Origin of the sequence: Cycloclasticus sp. (assembly GCA_040743155.1) — a bacterium.
Taxonomy (GTDB): Bacteria; Pseudomonadota; Gammaproteobacteria; order Methylococcales; family Cycloclasticaceae; genus Cycloclasticus.
Genome location: JBFLJU010000001.1, coordinates 2,234,712 through 2,260,596 on the forward strand (window position 1 = coordinate 2,234,712; position 25,885 = coordinate 2,260,596).

Annotated in this window: 28 protein-coding genes; 8 read left to right on the plus strand and 20 right to left on the minus strand. The window is 44.6% G+C overall.

What is annotated here, in order from left to right:
- Positions 1-14: 14 nt before the first annotated feature.
- Positions 15-485 (minus strand): TonB family protein, encoded by a 471-nt coding sequence (locus AB1Y31_10720; protein MEW4983648.1) that lies wholly within the window; start codon positions 483-485, stop codon positions 15-17.
- Between AB1Y31_10720 and AB1Y31_10725 the strand changes: the two genes are divergently transcribed.
- The gene (locus tag AB1Y31_10725; protein MEW4983649.1) at positions 421-606 is read left to right on the plus strand and encodes a Vmc-like lipoprotein signal peptide domain-containing protein; all 186 of its coding nucleotides are present in this window, start codon (positions 421-423) and stop codon (positions 604-606) included. The two genes, AB1Y31_10720 and AB1Y31_10725, sit on opposite strands and share 65 nt — an antisense overlap.
- A 253-nt stretch (positions 607-859) precedes the next feature.
- Here the strand turns inward: AB1Y31_10725 and gshB are convergent, their stop codons facing one another.
- The 7 genes from gshB to yghU all read right to left on the minus strand — a co-directional run bounded on the left by gshB (position 860) and on the right by yghU (position 7,529).
- A complete protein-coding gene (gshB, locus tag AB1Y31_10730; protein ID MEW4983650.1) occupies positions 860-1,807 on the minus strand; it encodes a glutathione synthase in 948 nt (315 codons plus the stop codon).
- A 92-nt stretch (positions 1,808-1,899) separates the two neighbouring features.
- A complete protein-coding gene (locus tag AB1Y31_10735) occupies positions 1,900-2,631 on the minus strand; it encodes a 16S rRNA (uracil(1498)-N(3))-methyltransferase (GenBank protein MEW4983651.1) in 732 nt (243 codons plus the stop codon).
- Positions 2,632-2,633: 2 nt separating this feature from the next.
- Positions 2,634-2,930, minus strand: coding sequence for a YcgL domain-containing protein (locus tag AB1Y31_10740; protein ID MEW4983652.1), 297 nt, complete (start codon positions 2,928-2,930; stop codon positions 2,634-2,636).
- Positions 2,927-3,775, minus strand: a complete 849-nt coding sequence (gene metF / locus AB1Y31_10745) for a methylenetetrahydrofolate reductase [NAD(P)H] (protein ID MEW4983653.1) — start codon at positions 3,773-3,775, stop codon at positions 2,927-2,929. The genes AB1Y31_10740 and metF overlap by 4 nt, the downstream gene beginning before the upstream one ends.
- A 3-nt stretch (positions 3,776-3,778) precedes the next feature.
- Positions 3,779-5,182, minus strand: coding sequence for an adenosylhomocysteinase (gene ahcY / locus AB1Y31_10750; GenBank protein ID MEW4983654.1), 1,404 nt, complete (start codon positions 5,180-5,182; stop codon positions 3,779-3,781).
- Positions 5,183-5,200: 18 nt separating this feature from the next.
- Positions 5,201-6,367 (minus strand): methionine adenosyltransferase, encoded by a 1,167-nt coding sequence (gene metK, locus AB1Y31_10755; protein ID MEW4983655.1) that lies wholly within the window; start codon positions 6,365-6,367, stop codon positions 5,201-5,203.
- Between the two features lie 328 nt (positions 6,368-6,695).
- Positions 6,696-7,529, minus strand: a complete 834-nt coding sequence (gene yghU, locus AB1Y31_10760; GenBank protein MEW4983656.1) for a glutathione-dependent disulfide-bond oxidoreductase — start codon at positions 7,527-7,529, stop codon at positions 6,696-6,698.
- 307 nt (positions 7,530-7,836) lie between these two features.
- On the opposite strand from yghU, the gene dinB reads away from it, so the two are divergent.
- Entirely contained in the window at positions 7,837-8,925 is a 1,089-nt protein-coding gene (gene dinB / locus AB1Y31_10765) for a DNA polymerase IV (protein ID MEW4983657.1), read from the plus strand.
- A 1-nt stretch (position 8,926) separates the two neighbouring features.
- Here the strand turns inward: dinB and mddA are convergent, their stop codons facing one another.
- Positions 8,927-9,649 carry a methanethiol S-methyltransferase gene (gene mddA, locus AB1Y31_10770; protein ID MEW4983658.1) on the minus strand — a complete coding sequence of 241 codons (723 nt, stop codon included), beginning with the start codon at positions 9,647-9,649 and terminating at the stop codon, positions 8,927-8,929.
- 135 nt (positions 9,650-9,784) lie between these two features.
- On the opposite strand from mddA, the gene AB1Y31_10775 reads away from it, so the two are divergent.
- The 5 genes from AB1Y31_10775 (at position 9,785) to AB1Y31_10795 (ending at position 13,977) form a co-directional block, all read left to right on the plus strand.
- Entirely contained in the window at positions 9,785-10,342 is a 558-nt protein-coding gene (locus AB1Y31_10775; protein ID MEW4983659.1) for a DUF4202 domain-containing protein, read from the plus strand.
- Positions 10,343-10,511: 169 nt separating this feature from the next.
- A complete protein-coding gene (locus AB1Y31_10780; protein MEW4983660.1) occupies positions 10,512-11,420 on the plus strand; it encodes an MBL fold metallo-hydrolase in 909 nt (302 codons plus the stop codon).
- A 10-nt stretch (positions 11,421-11,430) separates the two neighbouring features.
- Entirely contained in the window at positions 11,431-11,820 is a 390-nt protein-coding gene (gene msrB / locus AB1Y31_10785; GenBank protein ID MEW4983661.1) for a peptide-methionine (R)-S-oxide reductase MsrB, read from the plus strand.
- A gap of 1 nt (position 11,821) precedes the next feature.
- On the plus strand, positions 11,822-13,120 hold the full coding sequence (locus AB1Y31_10790) for a M18 family aminopeptidase (protein MEW4983662.1): 1,299 nt from the start codon (positions 11,822-11,824) through the stop codon (positions 13,118-13,120).
- Between the two features lie 8 nt (positions 13,121-13,128).
- Complete coding sequence (locus AB1Y31_10795; GenBank protein ID MEW4983663.1) at positions 13,129-13,977, plus strand: 2-keto-4-pentenoate hydratase; 849 nt, start codon at positions 13,129-13,131, stop codon at positions 13,975-13,977.
- A 41-nt stretch (positions 13,978-14,018) separates the two neighbouring features.
- On the opposite strand, the gene AB1Y31_10800 is transcribed toward AB1Y31_10795, so the two are convergent.
- Entirely contained in the window at positions 14,019-14,579 is a 561-nt protein-coding gene (locus AB1Y31_10800) for a cytochrome b (protein ID MEW4983664.1), read from the minus strand.
- A 79-nt stretch (positions 14,580-14,658) separates the two neighbouring features.
- Here AB1Y31_10800 and AB1Y31_10805 point away from each other — a divergent pair, with 79 nt between their 5' ends.
- Entirely contained in the window at positions 14,659-15,468 is an 810-nt protein-coding gene (locus AB1Y31_10805) for a class III extradiol ring-cleavage dioxygenase (GenBank protein ID MEW4983665.1), read from the plus strand.
- Between the two features lie 421 nt (positions 15,469-15,889).
- Here AB1Y31_10805 and AB1Y31_10810 read toward each other — a convergent pair whose 3' ends face one another.
- The 10 genes from AB1Y31_10810 to AB1Y31_10855 all read right to left on the minus strand — a co-directional run bounded on the left by AB1Y31_10810 (position 15,890) and on the right by AB1Y31_10855 (position 25,710).
- Positions 15,890-17,353, minus strand: coding sequence for a DUF1329 domain-containing protein (locus AB1Y31_10810; protein MEW4983666.1), 1,464 nt, complete (start codon positions 17,351-17,353; stop codon positions 15,890-15,892).
- Positions 17,354-17,398: 45 nt separating this feature from the next.
- Positions 17,399-19,033: a DUF1302 family protein gene (locus tag AB1Y31_10815; GenBank protein ID MEW4983667.1), complete on the minus strand. Its 1,635-nt coding sequence runs from the start codon at positions 19,031-19,033 to the stop codon at positions 17,399-17,401.
- A gap of 87 nt (positions 19,034-19,120) precedes the next feature.
- Complete coding sequence (locus tag AB1Y31_10820; protein ID MEW4983668.1) at positions 19,121-19,939, minus strand: SDR family NAD(P)-dependent oxidoreductase; 819 nt, start codon at positions 19,937-19,939, stop codon at positions 19,121-19,123.
- Positions 19,936-20,694 (minus strand): SDR family NAD(P)-dependent oxidoreductase, encoded by a 759-nt coding sequence (locus AB1Y31_10825; protein ID MEW4983669.1) that lies wholly within the window; start codon positions 20,692-20,694, stop codon positions 19,936-19,938. The genes AB1Y31_10820 and AB1Y31_10825 overlap by 4 nt, the downstream gene beginning before the upstream one ends.
- A gap of 39 nt (positions 20,695-20,733) precedes the next feature.
- On the minus strand, positions 20,734-21,273 hold the full coding sequence (locus tag AB1Y31_10830) for a 3-phenylpropionate/cinnamic acid dioxygenase subunit beta (protein MEW4983670.1): 540 nt from the start codon (positions 21,271-21,273) through the stop codon (positions 20,734-20,736).
- A complete protein-coding gene (locus tag AB1Y31_10835; GenBank protein MEW4983671.1) occupies positions 21,266-22,621 on the minus strand; it encodes a Rieske 2Fe-2S domain-containing protein in 1,356 nt (451 codons plus the stop codon). Before AB1Y31_10835 ends, AB1Y31_10830 begins: the two co-directional genes overlap by 8 nt.
- Positions 22,622-22,670: 49 nt before the next feature.
- Positions 22,671-23,330, minus strand: coding sequence for a glutathione S-transferase family protein (locus tag AB1Y31_10840; GenBank protein ID MEW4983672.1), 660 nt, complete (start codon positions 23,328-23,330; stop codon positions 22,671-22,673).
- A 27-nt stretch (positions 23,331-23,357) separates the two neighbouring features.
- On the minus strand, positions 23,358-24,137 hold the full coding sequence (locus AB1Y31_10845) for an SDR family NAD(P)-dependent oxidoreductase (protein ID MEW4983673.1): 780 nt from the start codon (positions 24,135-24,137) through the stop codon (positions 23,358-23,360).
- A complete protein-coding gene (locus AB1Y31_10850) occupies positions 24,134-24,484 on the minus strand; it encodes a hypothetical protein (protein MEW4983674.1) in 351 nt (116 codons plus the stop codon). Before AB1Y31_10850 ends, AB1Y31_10845 begins: the two co-directional genes overlap by 4 nt.
- On the minus strand, positions 24,481-25,710 hold the full coding sequence (locus AB1Y31_10855; protein MEW4983675.1) for an aromatic ring-hydroxylating dioxygenase subunit alpha: 1,230 nt from the start codon (positions 25,708-25,710) through the stop codon (positions 24,481-24,483). Before AB1Y31_10855 ends, AB1Y31_10850 begins: the two co-directional genes overlap by 4 nt.
- Between the last annotated feature and the right edge of the window lie 175 nt (positions 25,711-25,885).

The following is a 25,885-nucleotide window of genomic DNA, read 5'->3' on the forward strand; positions in this document are numbered from 1 at the left end:
TATACTTTTTGCTCTTATCGAGTTCGTAAGGAGCCTTCGTTTAAAAATTGCCATGTTCGCGTGATCACTAAAATATCGATATCTTTCTGTAAATCAACCGGAAGCGGGGCAAATGGTGCTGACAGTTTAACAATATTGATCGCAGCATCATCAATAATTTTATGCCCTGAACGGCGATTAATAATGATTTTCTTTAAATTTCCATCTGCATACAACTCAACGCTCATCACCAATGTACCAGACAACCTTTTCCGTCGCACCTCGCCGGGGTAATTCAAATTACCCACCCGCTCAATTTTTCGCTGCCAAGCCGCTTCATAACTGGCCGCTTTATATTTATGCGCATTAATCGAGTTAATGTGTAATTTCCGTGGCCGCCGTGAATAACTAGTGATTGCTTCATTAATTTCTGCCTGAAGCTTGGCAATTTCTTCGCTTTGCCGTAACAGATCGGCGGTTGTTAACGCCTCGCTTTCCTTAGGCACTTTTTTATTACTCGCATCAATCGCTACTTCCGCTTCCGCTTGCAGCAATACCTTCTGCGCTTGGGCCTTTGCTTCTTGCTCTTTATCCGATTCCGAGATGGCCGAACGTTTTCTGGGCTGAGGTGCCGCTTGCTGCTGATTGATTGCCTTTTCTTCGGCCTCCCCGCTTCCCACTTGATCTTCTTGGGCTAAAAAATCCGCCTCATCGGGCCGCTCTTTATCGGCTGTTTTTACCAACACAATTTCCAGCGCCTTACTCACCGAGCGCGACATATCAATATCGAAACTGACGCCTAAAATAATCAGGGCGTGCACAATGCCCGCCATAAAAAGCGTTAAACCCAATCGATCCCCAGTAGAAATGGTCGACGAAGTCACCGTTGTGCTATTTTTTCCTCAATACTATCCATTAGTAAGCCACTGATATTTAAGCCATATAAATTATCTAATTCTTGTACGCAGGTTGGGCTGGTCACGTTAATTTCGGTTATGTAGTCGCCAATCACATCTAAGCCGACAAACATCAAGCCTTTTTCAACCAGTGTGGGACCAATTTGCTCACAAAGCCAATATTCCCTCTCTGTTAGCTCACGCCCCTCACCCGTTCCACCTGCGGCGAGATTACCACGCGTTTCACCTTCGGCAGGAATACGAGCCAGACCATAAGGCACCGGCTTACCATTAATAATCAGAATACGTTTATCGCCCTGCTTAATTTCTGGCAAGTAGCGCTGCGCCATCGTTAATTTACGACCGTGATCCGTCATGGTTTCTAACACCACACCCAAATTATGATCTTGTTTCTTTAAACGGAAAATAGACGCACCACCCATGCCATCTAGCGGCTTAACAATAATGTCGCCGTGCTCAGATAAAAAACCCTTAATCCGCTGCGTTTGCGAAGTGACCAAGGTTGGCGAGCAACACTGAGGAAACCATGCAGTAAACAACTTTTCATTCGCATCTCGTAACGATTGCGGCTTGTTCACCACCAATACGCCCGCTGTCTCGGCCCGCTCCAACACATACGTCGTGTAGATATAATCCATATCGAACGGTGGATCGACGCGCATAAGAATCGCATCCAGCTCACTCAAAGGCTGGTCGACAGCATCGGCCAAATCAAACCAGCTATGCTCATTACGCTGAAGCGTCAACGGTTTACACAGCGCTTTTGCTTGCCCGTCGAGCAGGTAGAGGTCTTGTGGCTCCATGTAAAACAATTCCCAGCCACGGCTTTGAGCCTCTAACAGCATGGAAAATGTAGTGTCTTTTTTAATATTGATCGATCCGATCGGATCCATTACGACGCCTAAGCGCATCTGCTACTCCAGAGTTAAATATAATTAAGGCCTTTGACAAAAGAGCTGTCCTTAGGCAACGATCTATTAGCGTTTATATTAACACTGAATGTTTACCCCATATCACCCCAAAGTACTTGCATTGCCGCTATTGAGGCAATAGCAGCGGTTTCATTACGCACCACTCTTGGCCCAAAGCCTAGCGCACTAAAGCCGGTATCTTGCGCCTCAACAACTTCTTGCTCTGAAAATCCACCTTCTGGGCCAATCAACACAACGACGTTTCCATCCGGCTTTGCATAGTTTTTCAAGGTGTCGGTTTTTCCCGGCTCGAAGATAATGCGACTGGACGGTAAGTCACTGTCTAGCCATTGCGCTAAATCGGCGGTTATATTCAATGTTGGAGGGACATTACGGCCACATTGTTCACAGGCTCTATAGACAATATTCTGCCAATGTTGATGACGCTGTAGCCGCCGTTCCTCCGTTAATTTAACGACGCAATGCTGCGTTATAACGGGGGTAATAACAGCCACCCCAAGTTCAGTGGCTTTCTGAATCGCCACATCCATACGCTCACCACGCGATACACTTAAACCTAGCTCAATGGCTAATGGCGATTCTAAATTCACCTCACCCCACTCACCTATCGTCAAACTCACTAGTTTTCGGCTAACTTCATTGATTGTCGCCGAATATTCGCCGCCTTCGCCATTAAATATGGTTAGCTGAAAGCCTTTTTTCAAGCGCAACACATTGCGTAAATAATGCGCCGCATCCGACTCTAAAGTAATGGATGCATGTTCAGCCAACGTTTGCTCAACAAATAGGCGTGAAATGCGCATGTTTAGCCGTGAAGGCTATCCGGTAACGTAATGGTGTCAATCGGATCCTCAGTTTTAGGCGGCATTTGCAAATGGAAACCTTGTGTTTGCAAATTTTTAATCACCAGCAAAACATCTTCACGCGCCAACGGTCTGCTGGCCGACAACTCCAAATCGAACACATGCTCAGGCGCTGGGAATTGCTGCATAACTTCATCCGGCACATCTGAAAACTCATCTTGCTCTTTCACGTACAAATATAAACCGTCACGCTTTTTAGTTTTGTAAATAGCGCAGGCTATTTCTTGTTTCTCACTCATGCGTTTTCAATTCCTAAATTACGACAAATAAGCAAACTCGCTTCAGCCTGATTCATACTGTAAAAGTGTAGCCCAGGACAACCATAATCAAGCAATGACTGGCATAGCTCGCTCACCACATCCGCACCAAACGCTTTGATGGATTCACGGTCATCTGCAAAACCTTCCAAACGTTTACGAATCCAGCGCGGGATTTCCGCACCACACATATCGGAGAACCTTGCCAACTGCGAATAGTTCGTTATCGGCATAATTCCCGGCACGATTGGAACATTTACGCCCATTTTATCGCAATCTTCCACAAAACGTATGTATGCTTCAAAGTTGAAAAAATATTGCGTAATAGCGCCATTAGCACCGGCCTCTACTTTTTGTTTAAAGTTGGCCAGATCAATTTGCGCACTGCCTGCTTGCGGATGAATTTCTGGATACGCCGCCACTTCTATATGAAAATGATCGCCCGTTTCTTCACGGATAAAGCGCACTAACTCATTGGCATAACGGAACTCGCCTACATCCAACGTACCTGAAGGAATATCTCCACGTAAGGCGACAATACGGCCTATGCCCTGTTGCTTGTAGTTCGCCAATATGTCACGAATATTTTCTTTGGTAGAGCCGACGCAAGACAAATGCGGCGCCGCTGAAAAACCCTGTTTTTTTAAATCTAAAACAGTGTTTATCGTGCCTTGCTGGGTGCTACCGCCAGCGCCAAAGGTAACGGAAAAGTACGCTGGGGCAAGCTGTCCCAGCGTCTGACTAACCTTTAATAGTTTTTCTCTGCCTTCTTCTGTTTTAGGCGGGAAGAACTCAAAGCTTATCGGTTGATGTGATTCTAATGCCATCTTTTAATAACGGTAGTGGTTTGGTTTATAAGGGCCGTCAACTGGCACATTAATGTAGTCTGCCTGCTCTTGTGAAAGCTCAGTCAAATTAACGCCTATTTTCTCTAAATGTAAACGCGCGACTTTTTCGTCCAAGGTTTTTGGTAACACATACACTTCATTTTTGTAGGTATCGCCATTGCTGAAGAATTCCATTTGCGCCATCACTTGGTTGGTAAAAGATGCTGACATCACAAAACTTGGATGTCCCGTTGCACAACCTAAGTTCACTAAGCGGCCTTTAGCCAATAACGTGATGCGTTTTCCATCAGGGAAAATAATGTGATCCACTTGCGGCTTCACTTCTTCCCATTCGTATTGCTCCAATGATGCAATATCAATTTCTGAGTCAAAATGCCCAATATTACAAACAATCGCTTCATTTTTCATCGCCGCCATATGGTCGTGGTTAATCACGCCTAAGTTACCGGTTGTTGTAACAAAGATATCGCCTTGATTTGCGACTTCATCCATACGCACCACGCGATAGCCTTCCATCGCCGCCTGCAATGCACAAATTGGATCAATTTCTGTCACCCAAACCGTTGCACCCATGCCTTTGAACGCTTGCGCACAACCTTTGCCCACATCGCCATAACCAATAACGATGGCAATCTTGCCAGCGATCATCACATCAGTTGCGCGTTTAATACCGTCTAATAAAGACTCACGGCAACCGTATAAGTTATCGAATTTGCTTTTTGTAACCGAATCATTCACGTTCATTGCTGGGAACAGTAATTCACCCGCTTCTTGCATTTGGTATAAACGGTGTACGCCTGTTGTTGTTTCTTCTGTCACACCTTTTACGCTAGCCGCCATATCCTGCCATCTAGTTGGCGCAATAGGTAAGTTACGGCTCAATACTTCAAGGATAGCTACCCATTCTTCGTTGTCGCCTTCTTGTGCATCGGGCACTGCGCCTGCTTTTTCAAATTCAACACCTTTGTGAAGCAATAACGTTGCATCACCGCCATCATCAAGGATCATATTGGCTTGCTGGCCTTCTGGCCATGTCATCATTTTTTCGGTACACCACCAGTACTCTTCAATGGTTTCGCCTTTCCAAGCAAACACCGGAACACCTAAATCGGCAATCGCAGCGGCGGCATGATCTTGCGTTGAGTAGATATTACAAGAACACCAGCGCACTTCTGCACCCAGAGCCACTAGGGTTTTAATGAGTACCGCCGTTTGAATGGTCATGTGTAAGCTACCGGCCACACGTGCGCCCTTTAATGGCTTGCTGGCTGCAAACTCATCTTGCAAGGCCATAAGGCCAGGCATTTCCACCTCGGCAATGGCTATTTCTTTATGACCCCATTCGGCCAACGATAAATCGGCCACTTTATAATCTGTAAAACTCATCTGTCTACTCTCCTTAAATTAAATACCGGCTGCATCACGTAGCAGCTCGGCTTTATCTGTTTTTTCCCATGTGAAATCAGCTAGTTCACGGCCAAAATGCCCGTATGCTGCTGTTTGTTGATAAATGGGGCGTTTTAAATCAAGTTCTGCGATCAAGGCTTTAGGGCGTAAGTCAAAGTGCTCATCGACTAACTTAGCGATTAAGTCATTATCTATCGCGCCTGTACCAAAGGTTTCAACACTGATAGAGGTGGGCTTTGCTACCCCAATTGCGTATGAAACTTGTATTTCACAGCGTTTCGCCAAACCCGCCGCAATGATGTTTTTAGCAACATATCGACTCATATACGCCGCAGATCGATCCACTTTGCTGGGGTCTTTGCCTGAAAAAGCGCCGCCACCATGACGCGCCATGCCACCGTAAGTATCTACAATAATTTTACGACCGGTTAAGCCACAATCACCCACAGGGCCGCCGATAATGAATTGTCCGGTTGGGTTAATATGAATATTTTCGGCTAAACAACTATCAAACCATTCGGTCGGCAATACAGGCTTTATGATTTCTTCAATCACAGCTTCTCTCAGGTTTGCTTCACTGATATCAGGCGAATGCTGGGTTGATAAAACCACTGCTTCAACCGCCACCGGCTTATCATTTTCATAGCGCAGCGTTAATTGGCTTTTAGCATCGGGCCGTAACCAAGGTAGAGTGCCGTTTTTACGCAACAATGCTTGTCGCTCAACTAAACGGTGTGAATAGGTAATAGGGGCGGGCATCAGCACGTCCGTTTCATCACAGGCATAACCAAACATCAGCCCTTGATCTCCCGCACCTTGCTCGTGGTCGTCGCTGTCGTCCACACCGATTGCAATATCATGCGACTGTTTACCAATAGCATTTAGCACCGCACAACTTTGCCAATCAAAACCAATTTCGGGCTTGTCGTAGCCAATCTCTTTAACCACATTACGCACTAGTTCTTCGGTATCGACCCAAGCATCGGTGGTAACTTCACCAGCCAAAATAACCATGCCTGTTTTAACCATGGTTTCTACCGCCACCCGAGATGTGGGGTCTTGCGTTAACAACGCGTCTAGCATCGCATCAGAGATTTGATCCGCAACTTTATCTGGGTGCCCCTCGGACACCGATTCAGATGTAAAAATAAAATTATTGCTCATATGGCATTCGCTCCATTTGTAAAAATAGAAACTGAGCATGGGATAGAGAGTTACCGGAAAACGGTAAAAAGTGATGATATCACTCTTTGCTCAACGCCCATTACTTCAGTTTCCTGTTAATAATGAACGTCGTTAAAACTTTAGCTACGTTGAGATAAATTCGTCACCTCAATTCAGCCAAATGGTCTGTGACCATGAATCTTGAATAAGCCTAACAGGGAAACCCTGCCGCAACGTTCCTTATCCAAGTCGACGAATTCTATTTCATAGCCGCAAAAAAATCAAGAGGCCCCCTTAGGCACCCCTCTACAACTAAACTGTTATCGAGTTACAAGAAATCACTAGCATCATGGCGCTCTGGCAACTGTTTTTCCTCTGTCCCCCATGTTTTATTAACCCGCTCGCCGCGCTGTACCGCGGGCCGCGCCTGAATTTCTTTTGCCCAACGAACGACGTGCTTATAGCTGCTTACATCAAGAAACTCTGCTGCCTCGTATAAATCCTTCAGCACTAGACTGCCATACCAAGCATAAACCGCAATATCTGCAATGTTGTAGTCTTCGCCACACAAATAACGACGCTCAGCAAGGTTACGGTCCAATACATCGAGCTGACGCTTCACTTCCATCGTAAAACGATTAATGCAATATTCTATTTTTTCAGGAGCATAAGCATAAAAATGACCAAAGCCACCGCCTAGGTAGGGCGAGCTCCCCATCTGCCAAAATAACCACGACATGCATTCCGCGCGCGCCGATGCTTCTTGCGGCACCAATACCTTGAACTTTTCAGCCAGATACAACAATATTGCACCAGATTCAAATACGCGGGTTGTTGGTGACGTACTTTGATCAAGCAGGGCAGGAATTTTCGAATTTGGGTTAAGCCCCACAAAACCACTGCTAAACTGCTCACCGTCCATAATGGTGATTAGGTGGGCATCATATTCCGCTTCGCTATAACCCAGCGCCAGCAACTCTTCCAAAAGAATGGTTACTTTTATGCCATTAGGTGTCGCTAATGAATACAGCTGTATCGGGTGTATCCCCTGTGGAAGTTCTTTTTCATGCGTCGGGCCAGCAATCGGTCGATTGATGCTAGCAAACTTTCCTCCATTGTCGATATCCCAGCTCCAGACTTTAGGTGGTTTAAAACTCGTCATATCGTTCCTTTGCTATTGTTTTAAAAAAATGAGCCCATCCTACTGCCCATTTAATGTTAATGGGCCGCTACCCTTTAATTTTATGAACACAAACCTACTGCCCGCGCCCCTTGTTTTTAACCAATATATTTACTATAAAATATATTGAACACAGCCGTAAATCAAATATTCCTTTACTTTTTACACCTGCAGCGCCGCCTTTAGTTTTATGCCTTGAACGCCCCATCAACTGCTGTGGAAGCGTGTTAATATGAGTACTTGCAACGCCCCACCCCCGATAGAGCCAAGACGTTAATTTACAAACAGAATGCCAACTCAGCAACGAAAAATAATTCATGTCGACATGGATGCTTTTTTTGCATCAGTGGAGCAACGTGACCAGCCAGAACTACAGGGCAAGCCTGTCGTTGTAGGAGGCCAACCCAATAGCCGAGGCGTTGTTGCCGCGTGTAGTTATGAAGCTCGCCAATTTGGCATTCACTCCGCCATGCCATGCTCACGCGCCTACCGACTTTGCCCACAAGCCATTTTTGTGAAACCGCGTTTCGAGGCATATAAAGAGGTCTCAAAAAAAATTCGTGAGATTTTTTGGCGCTACGCATCCGATGTAGAGCCTTTATCACTAGATGAGGCTTATTTAGATGTCAGCCAAAACACGCAGTTTGAAGGCTCTGCGACACGTATTGCCCAAGCCATTAAACGGGATATTCAAACTGAAACGAACCTGGTTGCATCGGCAGGCGTTTCATACAATAAATTTTTGGCCAAGGTTGCTTCTGATATGGACAAACCCGATGGGCTTTATGTGATTACGCCTGAACAAGGTGCTGGTTTTGTTGCCTCCTTACCCATTGGAAAATTCTATGGCGTAGGCCCCGTTACTGAAAAAAAGATGCATCAGCTAGGTATTAAAGTAGGTGCTGACTTACGGCAAAAAAGTTTGCTTGATTTAGCTACTCATTTTGGTAAATCTGGCGATTACTACTACCACATTGCTCGCGGCGTAGACCATCGCCCTGTACACAGCACCCGTGTTCGCAAATCACTCGGAAAAGAAACGACCTTTAAACAGGATGTTATAGGAATAGACGAACTTATTGACCAGCTTAACGTGCTGGCGGAAACTGTTTTCAGCAATTTACAAACAAACAACCTTATCGCTAAAACTATTACGCTAAAGGTAAAGTACTCAGATTTTCAAACCGCCACGCGCGCGCATAGCAGCCCAAGCAATATAACCGAGCTATCACAAATACAGGCGCTCGTTCCTGAGCTTTTATCACGTACAAAAGCGGGCAAGCAAGGTATTCGACTTATTGGTATAACAGCCAGTAATTTTGCGCAAAAAAAAGCCCTTAAAAAAGGGCTTCAATTTGATTTGCCGTTAGGTTCTTAACTTAATAAACCTTTGGAATAACCTTCTCGGTGCGTTTTTGATAATCCACATATGTTTGACCCAATGCTTTGGCCAAGCCTTTCTCTTCAAAGTGAATACCAATCAATACGTACAAAGACATGCCAATTGAGAACACTAAATGTCCGACTGTCATCGTTGGAAGAGCCCAAAAGGCAATCAACAAGCCCAACATCATCGGATGACGAATCCAGCGATAAACTAAATTTTCAGCAAACGTAACATCTGTGTACGTTTTCTTAACGAAGTACAACCATGTTTGGCGCAAACCGAACAGATCAAAATGGTCGGTTAAAAAGGTAGAGGCAAAGATCAGCACCCAACCAAAACCAAACAAGGCCCACAGCACATTAATCGCCATTGGGTTTTCCACTTGCCAAATAATACCTTCCATCGGTTGCCAGTAATACATTAACGCCGCTAGCACGATCGCTGACGCTAACACATAGGTACTACGCTCAACCTGATGCGGCACCACAGACGCTATCATTTCTTTAAACCAACCGCGCGCCATAACACTATGCTGGATGCCCCACATTAGCATCAAGCCGATATTAATCATCAACGCATTATCCGCATATTCGGCCACCGCGCTTGAGATGGTTATGGGCACAAATATATCGCCAACAAAGGCCATAAAATAAACAAAAACAGCAAGAAATATAAAATAACTGACCACCCCGTACAACATCACCAACGCTCGCATAAACTCTCCCTATTTTAATTAATAATTTTTTATTTTCTTATCGCTAAGGCATAATGCCCAACATCGTGGACATAAGTATAAACACAAAGTTCATTTGGTAACGCCTATAAATTTTAAGACTACTCATTGAATAATATGAACAGCCCATTAGAAAAAACCATACAACTCATCGACCAAGCAAATGCGGCCGACCCACACGATGACAGGGAAGCCTTATACTCCAAACGCATGCTTGAAACGCTTCGATCATTTGATAAAGGCGCTTCCGACTCCCTGACACTGGCCTGTTACGCACAACACGTTTGTCGCTGGAAATTATCTCGTAAAGACTATCCTGAAGGGTTAAAAGGCTATTTAACATGGCGCACAGACCTAGCCAAACTACACGCGAAGATACTGGCCGATGCAATGCGTGAGTCTGGTTATAGCGACGAAAAAATCGAGCAGGCTAGTCGCATTATTCAAAAGAAAAAACTAAAAACCAACGCCGAGTCACAAACGCTTGAAGATGTTTCATGCCTCGTCTTCTTAGGCTATTATTTCGAGCCGTTCGCCGACAAATACCCCGATGAGAAAGTAATCGATATCGTACAAAAAACGTGGGGAAAAATGTCGCCTCAAGGGCATGAGGCTGCGCTGCAATTGACGCTACCGTCACGTCTTAACAGCTTAGTTGCTCAAGCTCTAAAATAGAGCTGGCACAGCGCCAACTTTTTAACAAAGTCTGCCTTTATTTAAATCCATACCGCTGACCATAGTTTTATTCACATACATGGTTACAGCCGCTTGAGCTGTGCTATCCTGCTTGGGCAGCAGCCCGAAAAAACATCTTTGAAAATGGATTTATTAATGGAGAATAAACATGCGGTTACACACTAAATTTTTCGCATTTCTTTTGACAGCCTTATTTAGCACGCAAAGCTTTGCAGGTTTTTTAGACCAAGACTTTTCTAAAATCTCATTAAAAACGACTCATGTACGTGGCAATATTTATATGCTCGAAGGTGTGGGTGGTTTCTCTGGCGGCAATATCGGTGTTTCAGCCGGTCCAGATGGTGTTCTGATGATTGATGACCAGCTTAGTCCCATGCCTGAGAAAATCAACGCGGCCTTAGCAAAAATTAATCCCGGCAAACTGCGGTTTATTCTAAACACCCACTGGCATGGAGATCACACCGGCAGCAACGCTCACTTTTCCAAGCATGCCACTATCATTTCACACAGCAATGTTAGAAAACGTTTAATGAGCGATCAAGAAAACTTTTTCGGCAAATCGCCTGCCAGCCCCAAAGAAGCATGGCCGCTGATTACATTTGAAGACGCTATCAACATCCATTTTAATGATGAAGATATCCAATTTATACATTACCCAAATGGTCACACCGACGGTGATGGCGTTATTTACTTCCCTAAAAGCAAGGTAGCTCATTTAGGCGACCACTTTTTTAACGGTATCTTCCCTTTTGTTGATTTAGATACCGGCGGCAACGCCTTCAGTTTAACCCGCAACGTCAAAGCCATTATTGAGACCTTGCCAGACGATGCCCTTGTCATTCCTGGCCATGGCGCCTTATCTGATTTACAAGGGCTTAAGGCTTACTACAATATGCTAGAAGCCACCACTTCATTTGTACAAAGCAAGGCTGCAACTGGCGAATCGTTAGAAGACATCCAATTGGGCGGCCTACCGAGTGAATGGACTGCATGGGGCGGCGGCTTTGTTAACGAAGCAAACTGGATTAAAATCATTTACCACAGTCTTCCAAAGTAAACGACGCCGTATGATTGAGAAATCCGAGCAAGACTGGCAAACGTTATTAACGCCTGAGGAATTCAGAATTTGCCGCCAACAAGGCACAGAACCCGCTTTTTCAGGCGTTTATACCGACTGCAAGACAGCCGGGGTATACCGCTGTAAATGTTGCCAATCAGCATTATTTGAATCTGACAGCAAATACGACTCGGGCAGTGGTTGGCCAAGTTTCTGGCAAGCGATCAGCCCCAGCAATATTAAAGAAAATCGGGACACCAGTCATGGTATGACTCGGGTTGAAGTGGTTTGCGCTAAATGCAATTGTCACTTAGGTCACGTATTTGAAGACGGCCCACAACCGACCGGCTTACGTTACTGCATAAACTCTGCATCCTTAAGCCTTGAGCCCAAGGCATAACGTGTTGCCCGCTCAACAACACGCTCAGGCACTGCTTGATTATATCGATGCTAGCCCAAGCCCATGGCACGCCGTACAAACAACTGCTAAAGCTCTAAACAGCAGCGGGTTTAAGCAGCTGTTAGAAGGACAAGCGTGGTCATTGAAAGCTAATGGCCGCTACTTCGTTCAACGAGATGATTCATCCATCATTGCCTTCACTGTCGGTTCCTGCAACTTAGCAGAAAACGGCTTTCGGCTTATTGGCGCACACACTGACTCACCTGGCCTAAGAGTAAAACCAAAGCCTGACAACCAACAACAGAGCATTAATCGTATTGGCGTTGAAGTATATGGCGGGGCCATTATCGCCACTTTTACCGATCGCGACCTAAGCCTAGCCGGTCGCGTGCATTTAGTAAAAAATGATCAATTATCATCACAACTTGTGCACTTCAAAAAGCCTTTCTTACGGCTGCCCAATTTGGCCATTCATATGAATCCATCAGTCAATACTGACGGTCTAAAACTGAACAAACAAACCGAACTCCCTCTATTGCTGTCTATCGCAGACAATCAAGGTGAGAGCCAACCGAAGATGGTCGATTTGTTGGCCGAAGAATTAAAAGTGAGTGTTGACGAAATTTCCACTTGGGAGCTACACGTCTGCGACACACAATCCGGCACACTTTACGGGCTTAATGACGAATTTTACGCCAACAGCCAGCTGGATAACTTGGCCTCCTGCCATGCCGCTTTATCGGCTCTCATTTCCGAGGCATCATTACAATCCGATCAATTTAACGTCTGCGCATTTTTTGATCACGAAGAAATTGGCAGCAATAGCCACAAAGGCGCCGATGGTAGTTTCTTGCCCGATGTTCTAGAGCGTATTAGCGACTCACTGAACGTATCTAATGAAGACTACAAACGCGCCTTATCCAATAGTTTTATGATCAGCGCTGATATGGCTCACGCCTATCAGCCAAATTTCCCAAACGCCTATGAGCCAGACCATAAAGTACTCGTTAATAAGGGCCCGGTTATTAAGGTAAACGCGAATATTCGATACGCCTCTAATAGCGCCTCTCAAGCTAAATTTATACAGCTTTGCAAACAAGCCGACGTACCCTACCAACAATACTCTCACCGCACGAACTTGGGTTGCGGTAGCACTATTGGACCAATGACCTCTGCCCAGCTGGGCATTAACACAGTCGATGTCGGTTGCCCCATGTGGGCGATGCACAGCATACGCGAAAGCGCAGGCGTGCAAGACCATCAGGACATAACTCGCGTATTCACTCAGTTTTTTAAATAACCCACACCATGAAATTTAAATTTACCCTTCTCGTTTTTGCTGTTGCCGCTATCGCTATATTCTTTGTGCGGCAAGAAAATTTTATACCGCGAACATCGCTAGATATTTACCACCACTATCTTGACGCAACAGAAGCACAAGCCATTCCCGGACTAACAGCCGAGTCTGCAACAGAAATTCAAAAACAGGTGGTTTATGCCTTATCAGAAAACTGGGGGGGCATCGCTGGTTACAAAGCAGCTATAACAAACCCCGATATCCAGCAAAAAATGAACATTAACAAGCCGCTATTGGGCATCTTTTTAAACAAAATGCTGCTACAAAGCCCCGCGACCATCAACACACAATCAACCACCCACCCGTTCGCAGAGGCTGACCTATTGGTGCGCGTTAAAAGCGCCGCCATAAACGAGGCAAAAACTGACGACGAGATATTGGCTTCTATTGACCAAGTCATTCCCTTTATAGAAATTCCAGACCGGCTTTTTTCAGTCGACAAGCCATTGACGGCTGACATGCTCACGGCGATCAATACAGGCGCACGTTATGGGGTTATGGGTGAACCCATCCCGATGGACGCCATAGAGCACTTGAACCTTTGCCAAGTTGGCATTGTGTATGATGACCGCAGTCATTTAAAAACAGGGCATTGCTCGTCGTTAATGGGCAACCCCGTTAATGTAATTCGTTGGTTACGGGACGAGCTATTGGCGCTAAACTACCCCTTAAAACCCGGTACTTATTTATCGCTGGGTAGTTTAACCTCACCTATTCCGATAAAAAAAGGACGGCTAACCGCTGTCTACAGCGGGCTGGGAGAGCAACAACACGTCACCGTCTCTGTTACTTTTAAATAATTAGAAGGCATAAAAAAGGGGCTAAAACGCCCCTTTAATCACTAGTCAATACGTTTGCCGAGCATTCTTTTCAGAGTGCCATCTTTATCCATAAAGTGATGCTTTAGCGCACCCGTCAAGTGTAGGAGAAATGCTACGAACATCACCTTGCCCGCGATTTCATGCGTTTCGTGTGCAGCACCTGCTGCAGGACCATTAATCGCTATCATTTTGCCAACTTCGTCAGGATTTGGTGTTGCGGCTAAAAACTCTAAGCCAAAAATAGCGAGGCCATATCCGCCCAAACCAGACATTAACATGCCGGAAATAGGCATCACCACTGTTGCAGTAATAAGCAGCCAATGAACCAATTTAGAAAGCTTTTGTTCCCATGATTTGTAGGTACTAGCAGCTTCAGGCCAGCCTTGTTTTACTCGCCAAATCACCCGCATAAATATCACTACAAAAATAATCATACCCACAGACTTATGAATTGGATATAAGGCATATTCTTCAAAATCTGTCATATACACACCAACCGTCACCATAATAATCATCGTAATACCTACAACCCAATGTAATGCGACCGAAACACACGATAATTTAACCTTTGAATCACTCATTCTAAATCTCCAATTTTTAGCTTACTTAAGCATTAGATGATATATCATATCTGCCCATATTTAAAAAATATTTGATCCTATGTCCAACAATCCTTTCCCCTCTATTTACATCCCGCATGGCGGCGGCCCGTGCTTTTTTATGGACTGGACTCGTGGACCAGCAAACACTTGGGATAATATGGCCTCATGGCTTACTGAACTGCCATTAACATGGCGCAAAAAACCGAAAGCTATTATTATATTTTCCGCACACTGGGAAATGGATGTCGTACATATTAATAGCAATGCCGCACCAGAGCTTATATACGATTATTACGGCTTTCCCGAGCATACATACCAGCTCACCTATCCAGCACCAGGCTCACCAGAACTTGCCAAAGAAATTCAGGCCTTATTTTCAACAGCAGGAATTAAAAGTCAACTCGATCCTGACCACGGTTTTGACCACGGTACATTTGTTCCCTTAAAAGTAATGTTGCCGGATGCCGACATTCCTGTTGTACAGGTTTCATTACACTCAAGTTTAGACCCTGACTTTCACCTGCAAATGGGGGCCGCACTTCAGTCTCTAAGAAATGAAAATGTACTCATTCTAGGTAGCGGTATGAGCTTCCATAACATGCAAATCCTGATGCAAGGCTCTGATTCTGGGAACCATGCACAACATTTTGATGCCTGGCTTACTGACGCTTGCACTCAAGCTAGTCAGGAACGAAATGAACAGTTAACAAACTGGCAAAGCGCACCGTCGGCAATCACCTGTCACCCACGTGAAGAACATCTAATACCTCTTATGGTTGCCGCAGGTGCCGCAGGTTATGATAAAGGTGAAAATATATTTACGGACGTTGTTATGGGCGCTACTGTCTCGGCTTATCAATTTGGATAGCTAGCCATCATTAACAACAGGGAACTTGTATTACATAAAGGCAAATTTCCGACAAAAACAACAATACTAATTTTTACTAAACCTTCAGTAGCGGCAGCACGACTTCACAGCGAAGCTACTTGGGCTGAAGGTCAACACACTTGTTATAAACTCATTATACCTAACGAGGAAATAGCCTTAGCCTATGCCAAGTTAGCTTATAGAAAATGATAAAGGGAAAAGAGTATTAGATACTTGAAGCTGTATTACGTAAAAATGAAATTCATTCAACGTTGCCAAACATTAAAAAACCGCCCAATTTAGCAGTCTGTTGAACAAAAACCCTAACGCTTTTTCTAGCATTTCTTTAGCTTATTCAAAATACACCGCACTTATTTGACATATAAGTGCGGTGTGTTTATATAACCTTAACTAATCCGTTTTATCGGCGACCAAACTTCCGTAAACCTTGCGGTGTAAAGACGTCAACACTGAAACTCAGATCTTCATCCCCAGATATAGTAAACTTTGGAGCTCCAAAGCCCATCTCTTTTCCAGCTTGGTGCTGCCAATAAGGGTACGTGGCATATCGTCCATTGATTAAGTCAACATGGACATCACCTATCGCTCTACTGATATTAGGGCCGTAGAAGAAAACATTATGTTGTTCAGCTACACGCCAAAGCCTTCCTTTCCCATCATATGCTTCACTTGCTAAACCTAACCACGTGTCTTCATCAAAGTACGCGACTTGCCTTTCATATAAATCTCGAAAACCTTCCTTGATGTTTTTCTCAACCACCCAAACCCTATGTAACTCATAACGCACCAAGTCTTGGTTTAAATGTTCTTCACCAAAGATCTCATCAAAGCTTGTTTCTGCGTTTGTTAGCTTATAGTTGTTATATGGAACATAAATTTCTTTCTTAACTGGTTTTGAAAAGCTGTGTCTTGGATGTAAACCACCAAACCACATCATCCAGCGATCTTCTGATGTTACTTGACCATCCGCCCCAAAAGCAGAGCTATCATGAAAACCAATTTCAGGCGCTTTCCTCACTCGACGTTGACCAGGAATATAAAGGTAAGCATGCGTACTGATATCAGCTGCGTATAAACATGCGCCAAAAACTAGACCTGCAGAACGAGGAGGGGTTTCGATTAATTGCGAACCACAGTAAATAGAACCGCCATGAAGGTTTAAGTATTCTTCCTGCTTAAGCTTGCTTGAGCCCTTTGCCCACCAAGGCCAAAGATGACGAAGGCGCGTGATAACATCTGTTCTATGTCCGTTAGAGTCAATCAGCGCACCATTCACCATTGCATCCATCGACACTTCTCGAAAAGCTAACAAATGATTCCAAACCGCTTCCTCACCTGTCTCAGGGATCGGAAAAGGAATACCACCACCATCTACCTGATCAACTAGGCAAATCTTTCCTTCTGTTTGGTATTCAGGGCATACTTTTACTTTTTTGGCTTGCTCCAAGGTTGCGTCATAAACCCATTGGTCATACGAACCAGTCCTATGCGTGGGAAAGATATTCATCTTAAAACTATCGGGATACTGCTTAAACATTGCAATCTGCCCCGGCGTCAACTTGTCTTGATGATCAGTATAGTTAGCCGCAGTAATCGTAAATAAAGGTTTTTCATTTACAAAAGGATCGGCTAGTGACTCTCCATTTCCACCTTCAACTCCTTTAATTGGCTGACTACTCCACTCAGGGATAGTACCTTCCGCATTACCTGCACGAATCGCCCCCATTGGAGTGAGCTCTGTTCCTTCGACACCTAACTTTTTTAAGCTTTCCGAGTCTAGTTTTGCCAGTGCTAGCACCGGTGATAAGAGAACCGACAAACAAACAACTATCAAGCTCAGGTTCTTTTTATTTAATATTATCATTCTATTTCCTTGAATTTTAATGGTATTACGTTAGTGTGCTGCCACTTAAAAAGAGTAGCTAATATTGGCCTGCACAAAATCTCTATCAGTTGAATCATTTAAGCGACCTCCACCTTGATTCAGTAGATGCTTTTCTCCATAAAATGCTGTCCAGCTAATGCCACCCGTGATCGTCTCACTGCCATAGCTAAAATTAACACCTAACGTTAAGGCCTTTCTATCCTCAACAAATACAGGTGCAATTTCATTTGAGATGCCATCCACATCGTACTTAAAAGCGATGTAAGGAAGTACATTCACAACTTTAAAGAGCGCTGCGTTATACGTTAAGTTATGCAGTAGTTGAAACCCTGAGAAATTATCAGTCACATGGGGGTTAAATAGCGACCTAGCCCCGAAGCCTAAATCCCTGTCTTTTGGTATACCGTCAACCCAACCATATGCAACTTCAATCAGAGTTGAGCTATCGTCTGCACCAATCATGTGATTAACACCCCAAACACGTTGAAAAGTTACTTGAATTTGGTGCCTATCAACAACGTCATAACCCTGAATCTTTTGTCCTGGCGCACATGCTGTAGTAGCACAAGCACCAACAGGTAAACCAAAACCATTAAGAATAGACTCCGTCAGCTGAATAGGCGAATCTTTACGTAGACTGTATTCACCACCAATCGCCCAACTTGCTATATTCGTGTTAAATGACGCTCCAAATCGTTCAATATTGTCAGGGTATTCCAAAAAGAATTGTCCTGTCCCAAAATAACTGGAGATAATGGGCACATGGTCATGCAAGTTTTGATAGTAAAGCGCAAACTCTGTTCCATTGAACAAGCCTGGGAAAAACTTCCGAACAGCAAGCCCATACTGACCGCCCCCTGGCTGCTCATTACTGGTCCTAACAAGACCTATATCACAAGGCACTCCATCAGGTGATATACAAGCACCATCAATTACCCCGTTACCGGCATGATCGTAACCGCCCCCCTCACCAATAGCATCAAGCGTTGCAAAAAAACTTCCAGCTGGATCCAGTTCGATTCTGTCAAAATCAAACAAATAGAACGACTCAATTGTCCAATTATTATCAGAATTCCACGACACATAAAATGCATTACTACCAATAAAGGCATCCTTCAAAGCAAGCCCAGGTTGCCTTAATTTATTTACATCTACGGTATTTATGTCATTAAGCGCACCTTGAATAAAAGTATTTTCTCCCCAACTGATCACTTGTTGCCCAAGCCTAATATTGAATTGCTCATTATCACCAAAATAACCATAAACAAAGGCATCGGTTAGTGTCACATCTGACACAAGCTTATCCTCAGCATCTGAAGCTAACTTTAAATCCGCATATTCAAAATCATGAAAATAATTCCCGCGTACCAATAGGCCTACATTTTTATAATCCAATGTGAGCGTGCTTGAGCCACGAATAGCATTACTAAAAATGTCTCCCTTATCTTGAAAAGATCTATTACCGTAAGATGATCCTAAATTTGCTTTATCAGCATTTTCAGTTCTCGCTGAAATACCGTACGTTATATCTGTATCAAATGAGCCTTTAAGCTGCCCTGAATAAAATTTAAACGCATAGGCCCCTGTCGATTGTGACAGTAACACCGCACAGCCGAGCGCAATACCGGCGTTTGATTTAAGAAATAATTTCCATTTCATTTATAATTCTCCTTATTTATTATTTACAACCTTTTTAATAAAATACTAAGTTAGCTCCTTCCTAAATATACCTCCCCCTTAAGTTACTTACCAAGCCGTCCAACCGCCATCATGTGCTATCACCTGCCCCGTCATAAATGATGCAGCGTCACTGGCTAAATACACTAGCAGTCCAGCCAGCTCTTCTGGATCGCCCGTTCTATTCATCGGTGTTAATTCTTGTAGCTTAGCTAGCAATGCATTAATTTCTGCCTCTGATGACGGTAGTGCTTCTTTACCTAACTGCGTGCCTAAATGCCAACCCGGTGCTATCGCATTGCAACGGATACCATCACGGCCATACTCCACCGCTATTTGTTTAGTAAATGTTGCCACCGCGCCTTTAGATGCGGAATAGTTTGCAGCAATGGCTGACAAGTCATTTGACACGCCAGCTAAGCCAGCTATAGATGAAATATTAATAATGGAGCCTTTTTTCTGCTCCATCATTTGCGGTAAAACGGCTTTAGCGCATAAGAAAACACCGCGAGTATTAATAGCATCAACTCGATCCCAGTCACTGACCAACATCTCATGCACGCGATGCGCAGGACTTGCAATACCGGCATTATTTATCAGAATATCTAAGCGCCCGTGCTCCTTAATCGTGCCGTTGACCATCGCCGAAACAGAGTCGGGATTACTAACATCAACTATAAGCGAAGTTGCCTTACCACCGGCATTGCGAATCTCTTCAGCCGTGCTTTCAGCCGATACGGCATCAATATCTGCTGAAACAACCGTTGCACCCGCCACGGCCAAAGCGCGAGCAAATACATTACCTAAACCTGAGCCCGAACCAGTAACAAGCGCGACCTGCCCATCTAAGCGAAATAGCTCTAATGAAAACGCTGGAAACTGACTCATTGCGCCGTGTAGCCGCCATCAATGGGAATAATCGCACCCGTGATAAACCTTGATTCGTCACTAGAAAGAAAGGACACTAAATTAGCTATTTCTTCTGGCTCCGCACCACGACCTAGAGGCGTCATGCTGGAAGCCGCCTCAATAAACTCTGGTCCAATCCGCTTCACCATCGGCGTTAATACTAAGCCCGGACAAATGGCGTTAGCACGAATATTGTGCGGCGCATAAGTCACCGCCCACGCTTTCGTTAATGAGATAACCGCTCCCTTTGAAGCACAGTAAGAATGCAAACCACCCGGTGTACCAATCAGCCCACCAATTGAAGATGTGGTCGTGATTGAACCGCCTTTACCACCTGCGATCATACTTTTTAGTGCGTATTTGGCCGCTAGAAATACGCCACGGCTATTAATATTTTGAATTTTATCCCAAGCATCCACATCCAGTTCGTCGGTAGAGGCATCACCGTCTTCAAACCCTGCGTTATTAAATAGGATAGAAACCGGCCCAAATACAGCCTCAGCCGCTTCGGTCATTTTCTTCACTAAGGCTTCGTCGGACACGTCACAATATTCGGCAATCGCTTGCCCGCCCTGTTGCTTAATGAGCTCCAGCGTTTCTGCATTACCTTCTTTATTAATATCTGCAAGGCACACACTCGCTCCCTCAGATGCTAAACGAATTGCTGTTGCACGGCCCATGCCAGATGATGAACCGGTTACTATGGCGTGATGTCCTTCCATTCGTGCTGTCATTTTTTCCCCTTGCCTGTAAATTTCTGTTTGTTCTTATCGTTAAAAGAACATATTTAAGTTTTTATCAACAATCACCCGCTCTGGAAGGAAAACCATTCTCGAAATAAGCTTCAACCCCTCTTCGCTGTCCCGCACAAAATCTTGCCGCGTACCGCTATGACTTATATGATCTTTATCTCGCCTTGAGCGCAATAAGGTAAATTTACTTCGAACATCGTAAACACCTTCCTCATCGGTACAAAAAGATTCAATATTCGTTATTGTGCGAATGTGCCTAGTGGCTGGGTCATTAAGCCAAACCATACCGGTATCTTCACGCGCCGCTCTTTGCTTTAGCTTCTCAAAGCTTTCGTCATAAATCATTGTTTCGCAGATTGTGCTACTACCGGGCCTGTTACGCCGGTAGGTATTCATCGGGATAGGCATTTTATAAGTGATACTTTCATCCAACATCGACAACCAATCGTCGTAACGTTCCTCGTCTAAAACTCTCGCTTCAGCCGCTAAAAACCGTTCGATTCGATAAGCTGTTTCCATGCTCGTATCTTTGCCAACTGCTGCTATTTTTTTCTTAGCCATTAGCCGCCTCCTTCTGTTCAATCTTCTCAGGTAAAATTTCGCTTGTGGTCTCAGCCAACATGGTTCGTTGCCACTGCGCATAAAATTCACGCTGGCAAAGCTCATTAACAATACCCGGAGAAGCATCACCCGGGCCTTCCCAATCCATTGTTCGACCTGCCGCCATCCCAAGCCAGCCTTTCATTTGACGAGTTGCATAACCGTTTGGTGAATGCGTAATCGCTTCAGTAAAGTCGCCATCATCGCCTTCTAAAATCCCTGCTGAACCAAACGTTTGACCCACGTGTTTAACAATAATTTCTTTTACGTGGGCAGGGGTGTTCTTATCTGCCATAGAGTAGGTCGCCACTTCAAAAGAGCCCGGGCCCTTGGGGTGAATAACGCGAAGTAGATTTAACCCTTGAATAATTTGTAGGTTAGGGAAAACACCCATATGCATTTCTGAGCCCAATAGTTGCTTACCGCGAACTTCGCCTAAACGCTCAATAGCGCTGGGTCTAAATTTTTCAAGGTGCTCAATGCAGGGCTCAGGGTTATCGTACAAGGCATAACCCGATTGCCCATCGAGCGTTGATAAAACGGTATGCGGTGGTATTGCAACGTGCATTTGCCCTGAGTCGTCATAACCGGTGTTGTCTTTACCAATGCCGAGCACTGTTTCTGCACGACCTTGACCGATCGTACCCACTACGCGCATGGCACCGGCATGTGCCCAAGCGACGTGATAGCCATCACCAATTGCATTTTCAACCGGTAGTTTCCAGTTGCCTGGAATTTCTACGCGGAAGGGCGTGCCAATAAGCTCCATCCCCTCGGGAGAAGCATCAAGTATCACATCTAGGTAATAGGTCATATCGCCCAAATATTCGACAAGGTCGGGGCCTTCTTCTGCAAAGGTGCCAAAGATCATGCCCTTGTAATTCTGCACACGAGCAACCGGCACTAAGCCCAATTTGCTGCGGTCAAAGTTGTCATATACTTCTTCTTCGAGCGGAACAGCCGCTAACTCACCCATATTGTCAAATGCCCAACCATGGTATGAACAGGTGAAGGCTTTAGTTTTACCCCATTCGGCTTGGCAAACTTTATTACCACGGTGACTGCATGCGTTAAGAAAGGCTCTTACTTCATTGTCTTCGCCACGAACAACAATAACGTCATCCTCGCCCATATAGGTACGCAAAAAATCACCCGCTTCGGGTATTTGGCTATCGTGCCCTAAAAAAAGCCAGCAACGATTAAATATCTGTTTTAACTCATCTTGATAAATATCAGGATCCCAAAAGATGCTTCGTGATTGAAGCATTGTTTCGTTATCTATCAATTCATTGTAATCAAACTTACTCATCTCTCACCCTCCTTAAGGTCTCTCTTCAGTTACTACCACCGTATTTGCATTAACCTATTTGCTCTTTGCCTGCATCCATATCTGACATGACTGCTGCTGCCGCTTGCCATGATGGTTTTTCGCGCAAACGAGCTAACCAACTTAAAATATTGGGGTAGGGCATTAGGTCCAGACCAAGAAGAAATGACAGTGAAGTAATCCCGCCATTCGCGATATCTGCAATGGAATAATCACCCGCAATATAATCTTGCCCCGCTAATTGCTTATTAAGAATATTTAACGTGCCTAAAAAAGCCTCTTTGGTGCTGGCGACCGTTGCCTCATCAGGCTCAGGCGCTGTCATCGCAAAAAAGAAATTTAATAGCGCCGGTGCAAAACTTGCTCCTTCCCACGCCACCCATTGCTGCACTTTTGCCCGTTCTTTTGGGTCTGTTGGTAATAAACCCGTTGCAGGGTTTGCCTCCGCAAGGTATTGAAGAATAGCCCCGGATTCCCAAAGAACAAAGCCATTGTCATCTATTGTTGGCGTCACACCATTCGGGTTTATTTGTCGGTAAGGCGCATCGGCAGGTCGGCAGTCAGCCATCCGGTCTAGCGCGTTGATTTCGTACTCAACCCCCATTTCTTCTAGCGCAATGACGGCTTTACAGCCATTACGAGAACCACCAAATGGATCGCCTTCTGCTTGTATGTGATAAAGCTTAATCATGTTCTCTTTCCTTATGTGATTATTAAATTAGATGGCTGTTAGGCCGCCATCGATACAAAAGTTTTGCCCTGTTGCGAAGCGAGACTCTTCCGACGCGAGATACAGTGCGCAGTAGGCAATATCTTCTGGCTGACCTAAAACATCCATCAACTGCAATTTCATGATGTCCTCAATCATTTGTTTTAAGACCTCTTTATCTGGGAAGACAGCAAACGCCGGTGTTTCAATCAAGCCAGGGGAAATACTGTTGACGCGAATTTTGGCATCAGCGAATTCAGCCGCCAGCGTTCTTGTCATCGCAATCACGCCACCTTTGGTCATTGAGTGTGCAAATTGATGAATATGCCCCGCAAAGGTCGAACCGATAACACCCGCAGCAGACGCCGTATTAATAATTGAGCCTCCACCACGCCGTTTCATAATGGGGAAGGCGTGCTTGATGGCGTAATACACCAAATCTAGTTCATTGCGTACTAGCCAATGCCAATCTTCGGTTGAGAACTCATCAATCTTGCCGTAGCGCACCGCTGAGGCGTTGTTGTATAAAATATCGAAGTCACCGTAGGTTTCTACTGCAAAATCAACCCAGCTTTTGACTTCATCTTCATCGCCAAGATCAACGATACGGCTGACCATTTCACCGCCCGCATCAATAACTCGCTGAACTGTTTCTTCACTCTCGGCTTGTTTCACGTCGCAACCAACAATTTTGGCGCCTTGTGCGGCAAACATTTCTGCTGCCGCCCGACCTTGGCCACCAGCCGTTCCTGTGATGAGAGCGACCTTCCCCGCTAAACGCCCAGTCATAAGATAGTCCTGTCGCTAAAACCTGTTTTTTTAACCATTCTAAGCAGGTCAATGCCTGTGCCTAAAACCGGTGCTTTCCATTTGTACACCGCATTATCAACCTCGCACATGGCAAGAGCCGCTCTAGATAACTTCAGATCTTCGCCGGTCAAATCAGATAATTTGAATTGGTTTAAGTATTCAATAATAGCCGGCAGTTTTGGCAACATTGCATAATGAAAAGAATTGATCTCATCCATTGTGCTGTTCATACGTTTAACCAATCTATCTTCGGTCGTTTCCAAAGCCCACTGGTTAATTTCCGCTTCGATCTCACTGGTATCTGGACGTGCTATAGCTTCGCTCATTTCAACTCTCCCGTTCCTTTCATTGCGCTCATTAGGCGATGATAATAAGCACGTATAACGTTTTCCTGCTTATTGATATAAACCTCTTTAATAACACCTGCATTAAAATTCATTTGAATTCCTTCCGCGGTGTATAAATCTTCAGTTAGCACATCTCGAATCTGGATTCGGCCTTGTTCAGAGTTAAACTGTTGCCCAAAGTCCTCCACTTCCCCCGTGTGAAAGAAATCAACCTCCCAAAAACATTCTCCTGGAGCAATTGGGAGTGTTCTTTGAACTAAAATTTGTCCTTTCTGGATAAATAACACAACGTTGGGGAATAATAAGTAAGCATCAAAAATCCATAATGGGTGGTCTTCATTTAAAACACCCTCACCATCATTTGCAGTAAACTCATTTTCTGATTTTGTGTATAAGGATGTCGCCCCGTGTTTAGCTGCTAGTAGCGCCACATCAGTTTGTATTCCAGCCATCTGTTCTGGGCGATATGCACAAACTCTTCCAGGAATGCCGATACTATCGGGGTAAACATCAGAAGGTGCGTGCGTCCCAGGAATTGCACCGGCGATTGTGTTTCGGTGTGTTTGGTCAACGTGGTAGCCTTCAATTTGCGCATCAACTAATAATTTCCAGTTGGCATTAAATTTAGCTCGCCAACCATAACTCCAAGTCCAATCTTTATTGCCTAGATACTTGTCAAATGAATCATTAAGCGGTTCTAGGTACTTTCTCAATGAAACGCTGGGCTCTAGGTCTAAGTTAATAAACACAAATCCGCCCCACACATCGACAGACACTTTCTTAAGGCCTAATTTGCTTTTATCAAGATCGCTAAAAAGTTCTTCGCCCGGCACATCTGCTAATTTTCCTTCTGAATCAAATACCCAACCATGAAAACCACAGGTCATGAATTTTGCTTTGCCACAAGGCTCGTTCAAAACATGTGCACCACGGTGGGTACACGCATTGTAAAAAGCGTTTACCTGCCCATGCTTATCTCTAGTAATAATGATTGATGTTTCTAAGGCATCAATAAAAAAAGTAAAAAAATCACCATGCTCGGCAACGTCGCTTTCCCTGCCCGCCATTAACCATGTTTTCTTGAATATCTGCTCTTTTTCCTGCTCAAAAAAGGCTTGCGATGAATAATGATCAGACGGAATAGCATCCGTTCCAAGTTCATGCGAGCCAAGTGGCGGTATTGCCATAACATCTACATTTCCCATCTTCTATTCCCCATTTCAATTAATCAATTTTGACGAGATATATTAATACCGTCATCTTCACCTTCATTACATAACGAATGTTAGTTAGTGAAGCAGAGTATTCGAAACCTGTCTATAAGAATTTGCTTATGTTATGCATCTTGTCACATATGGTGAATTTAAGCCGTCAACATGC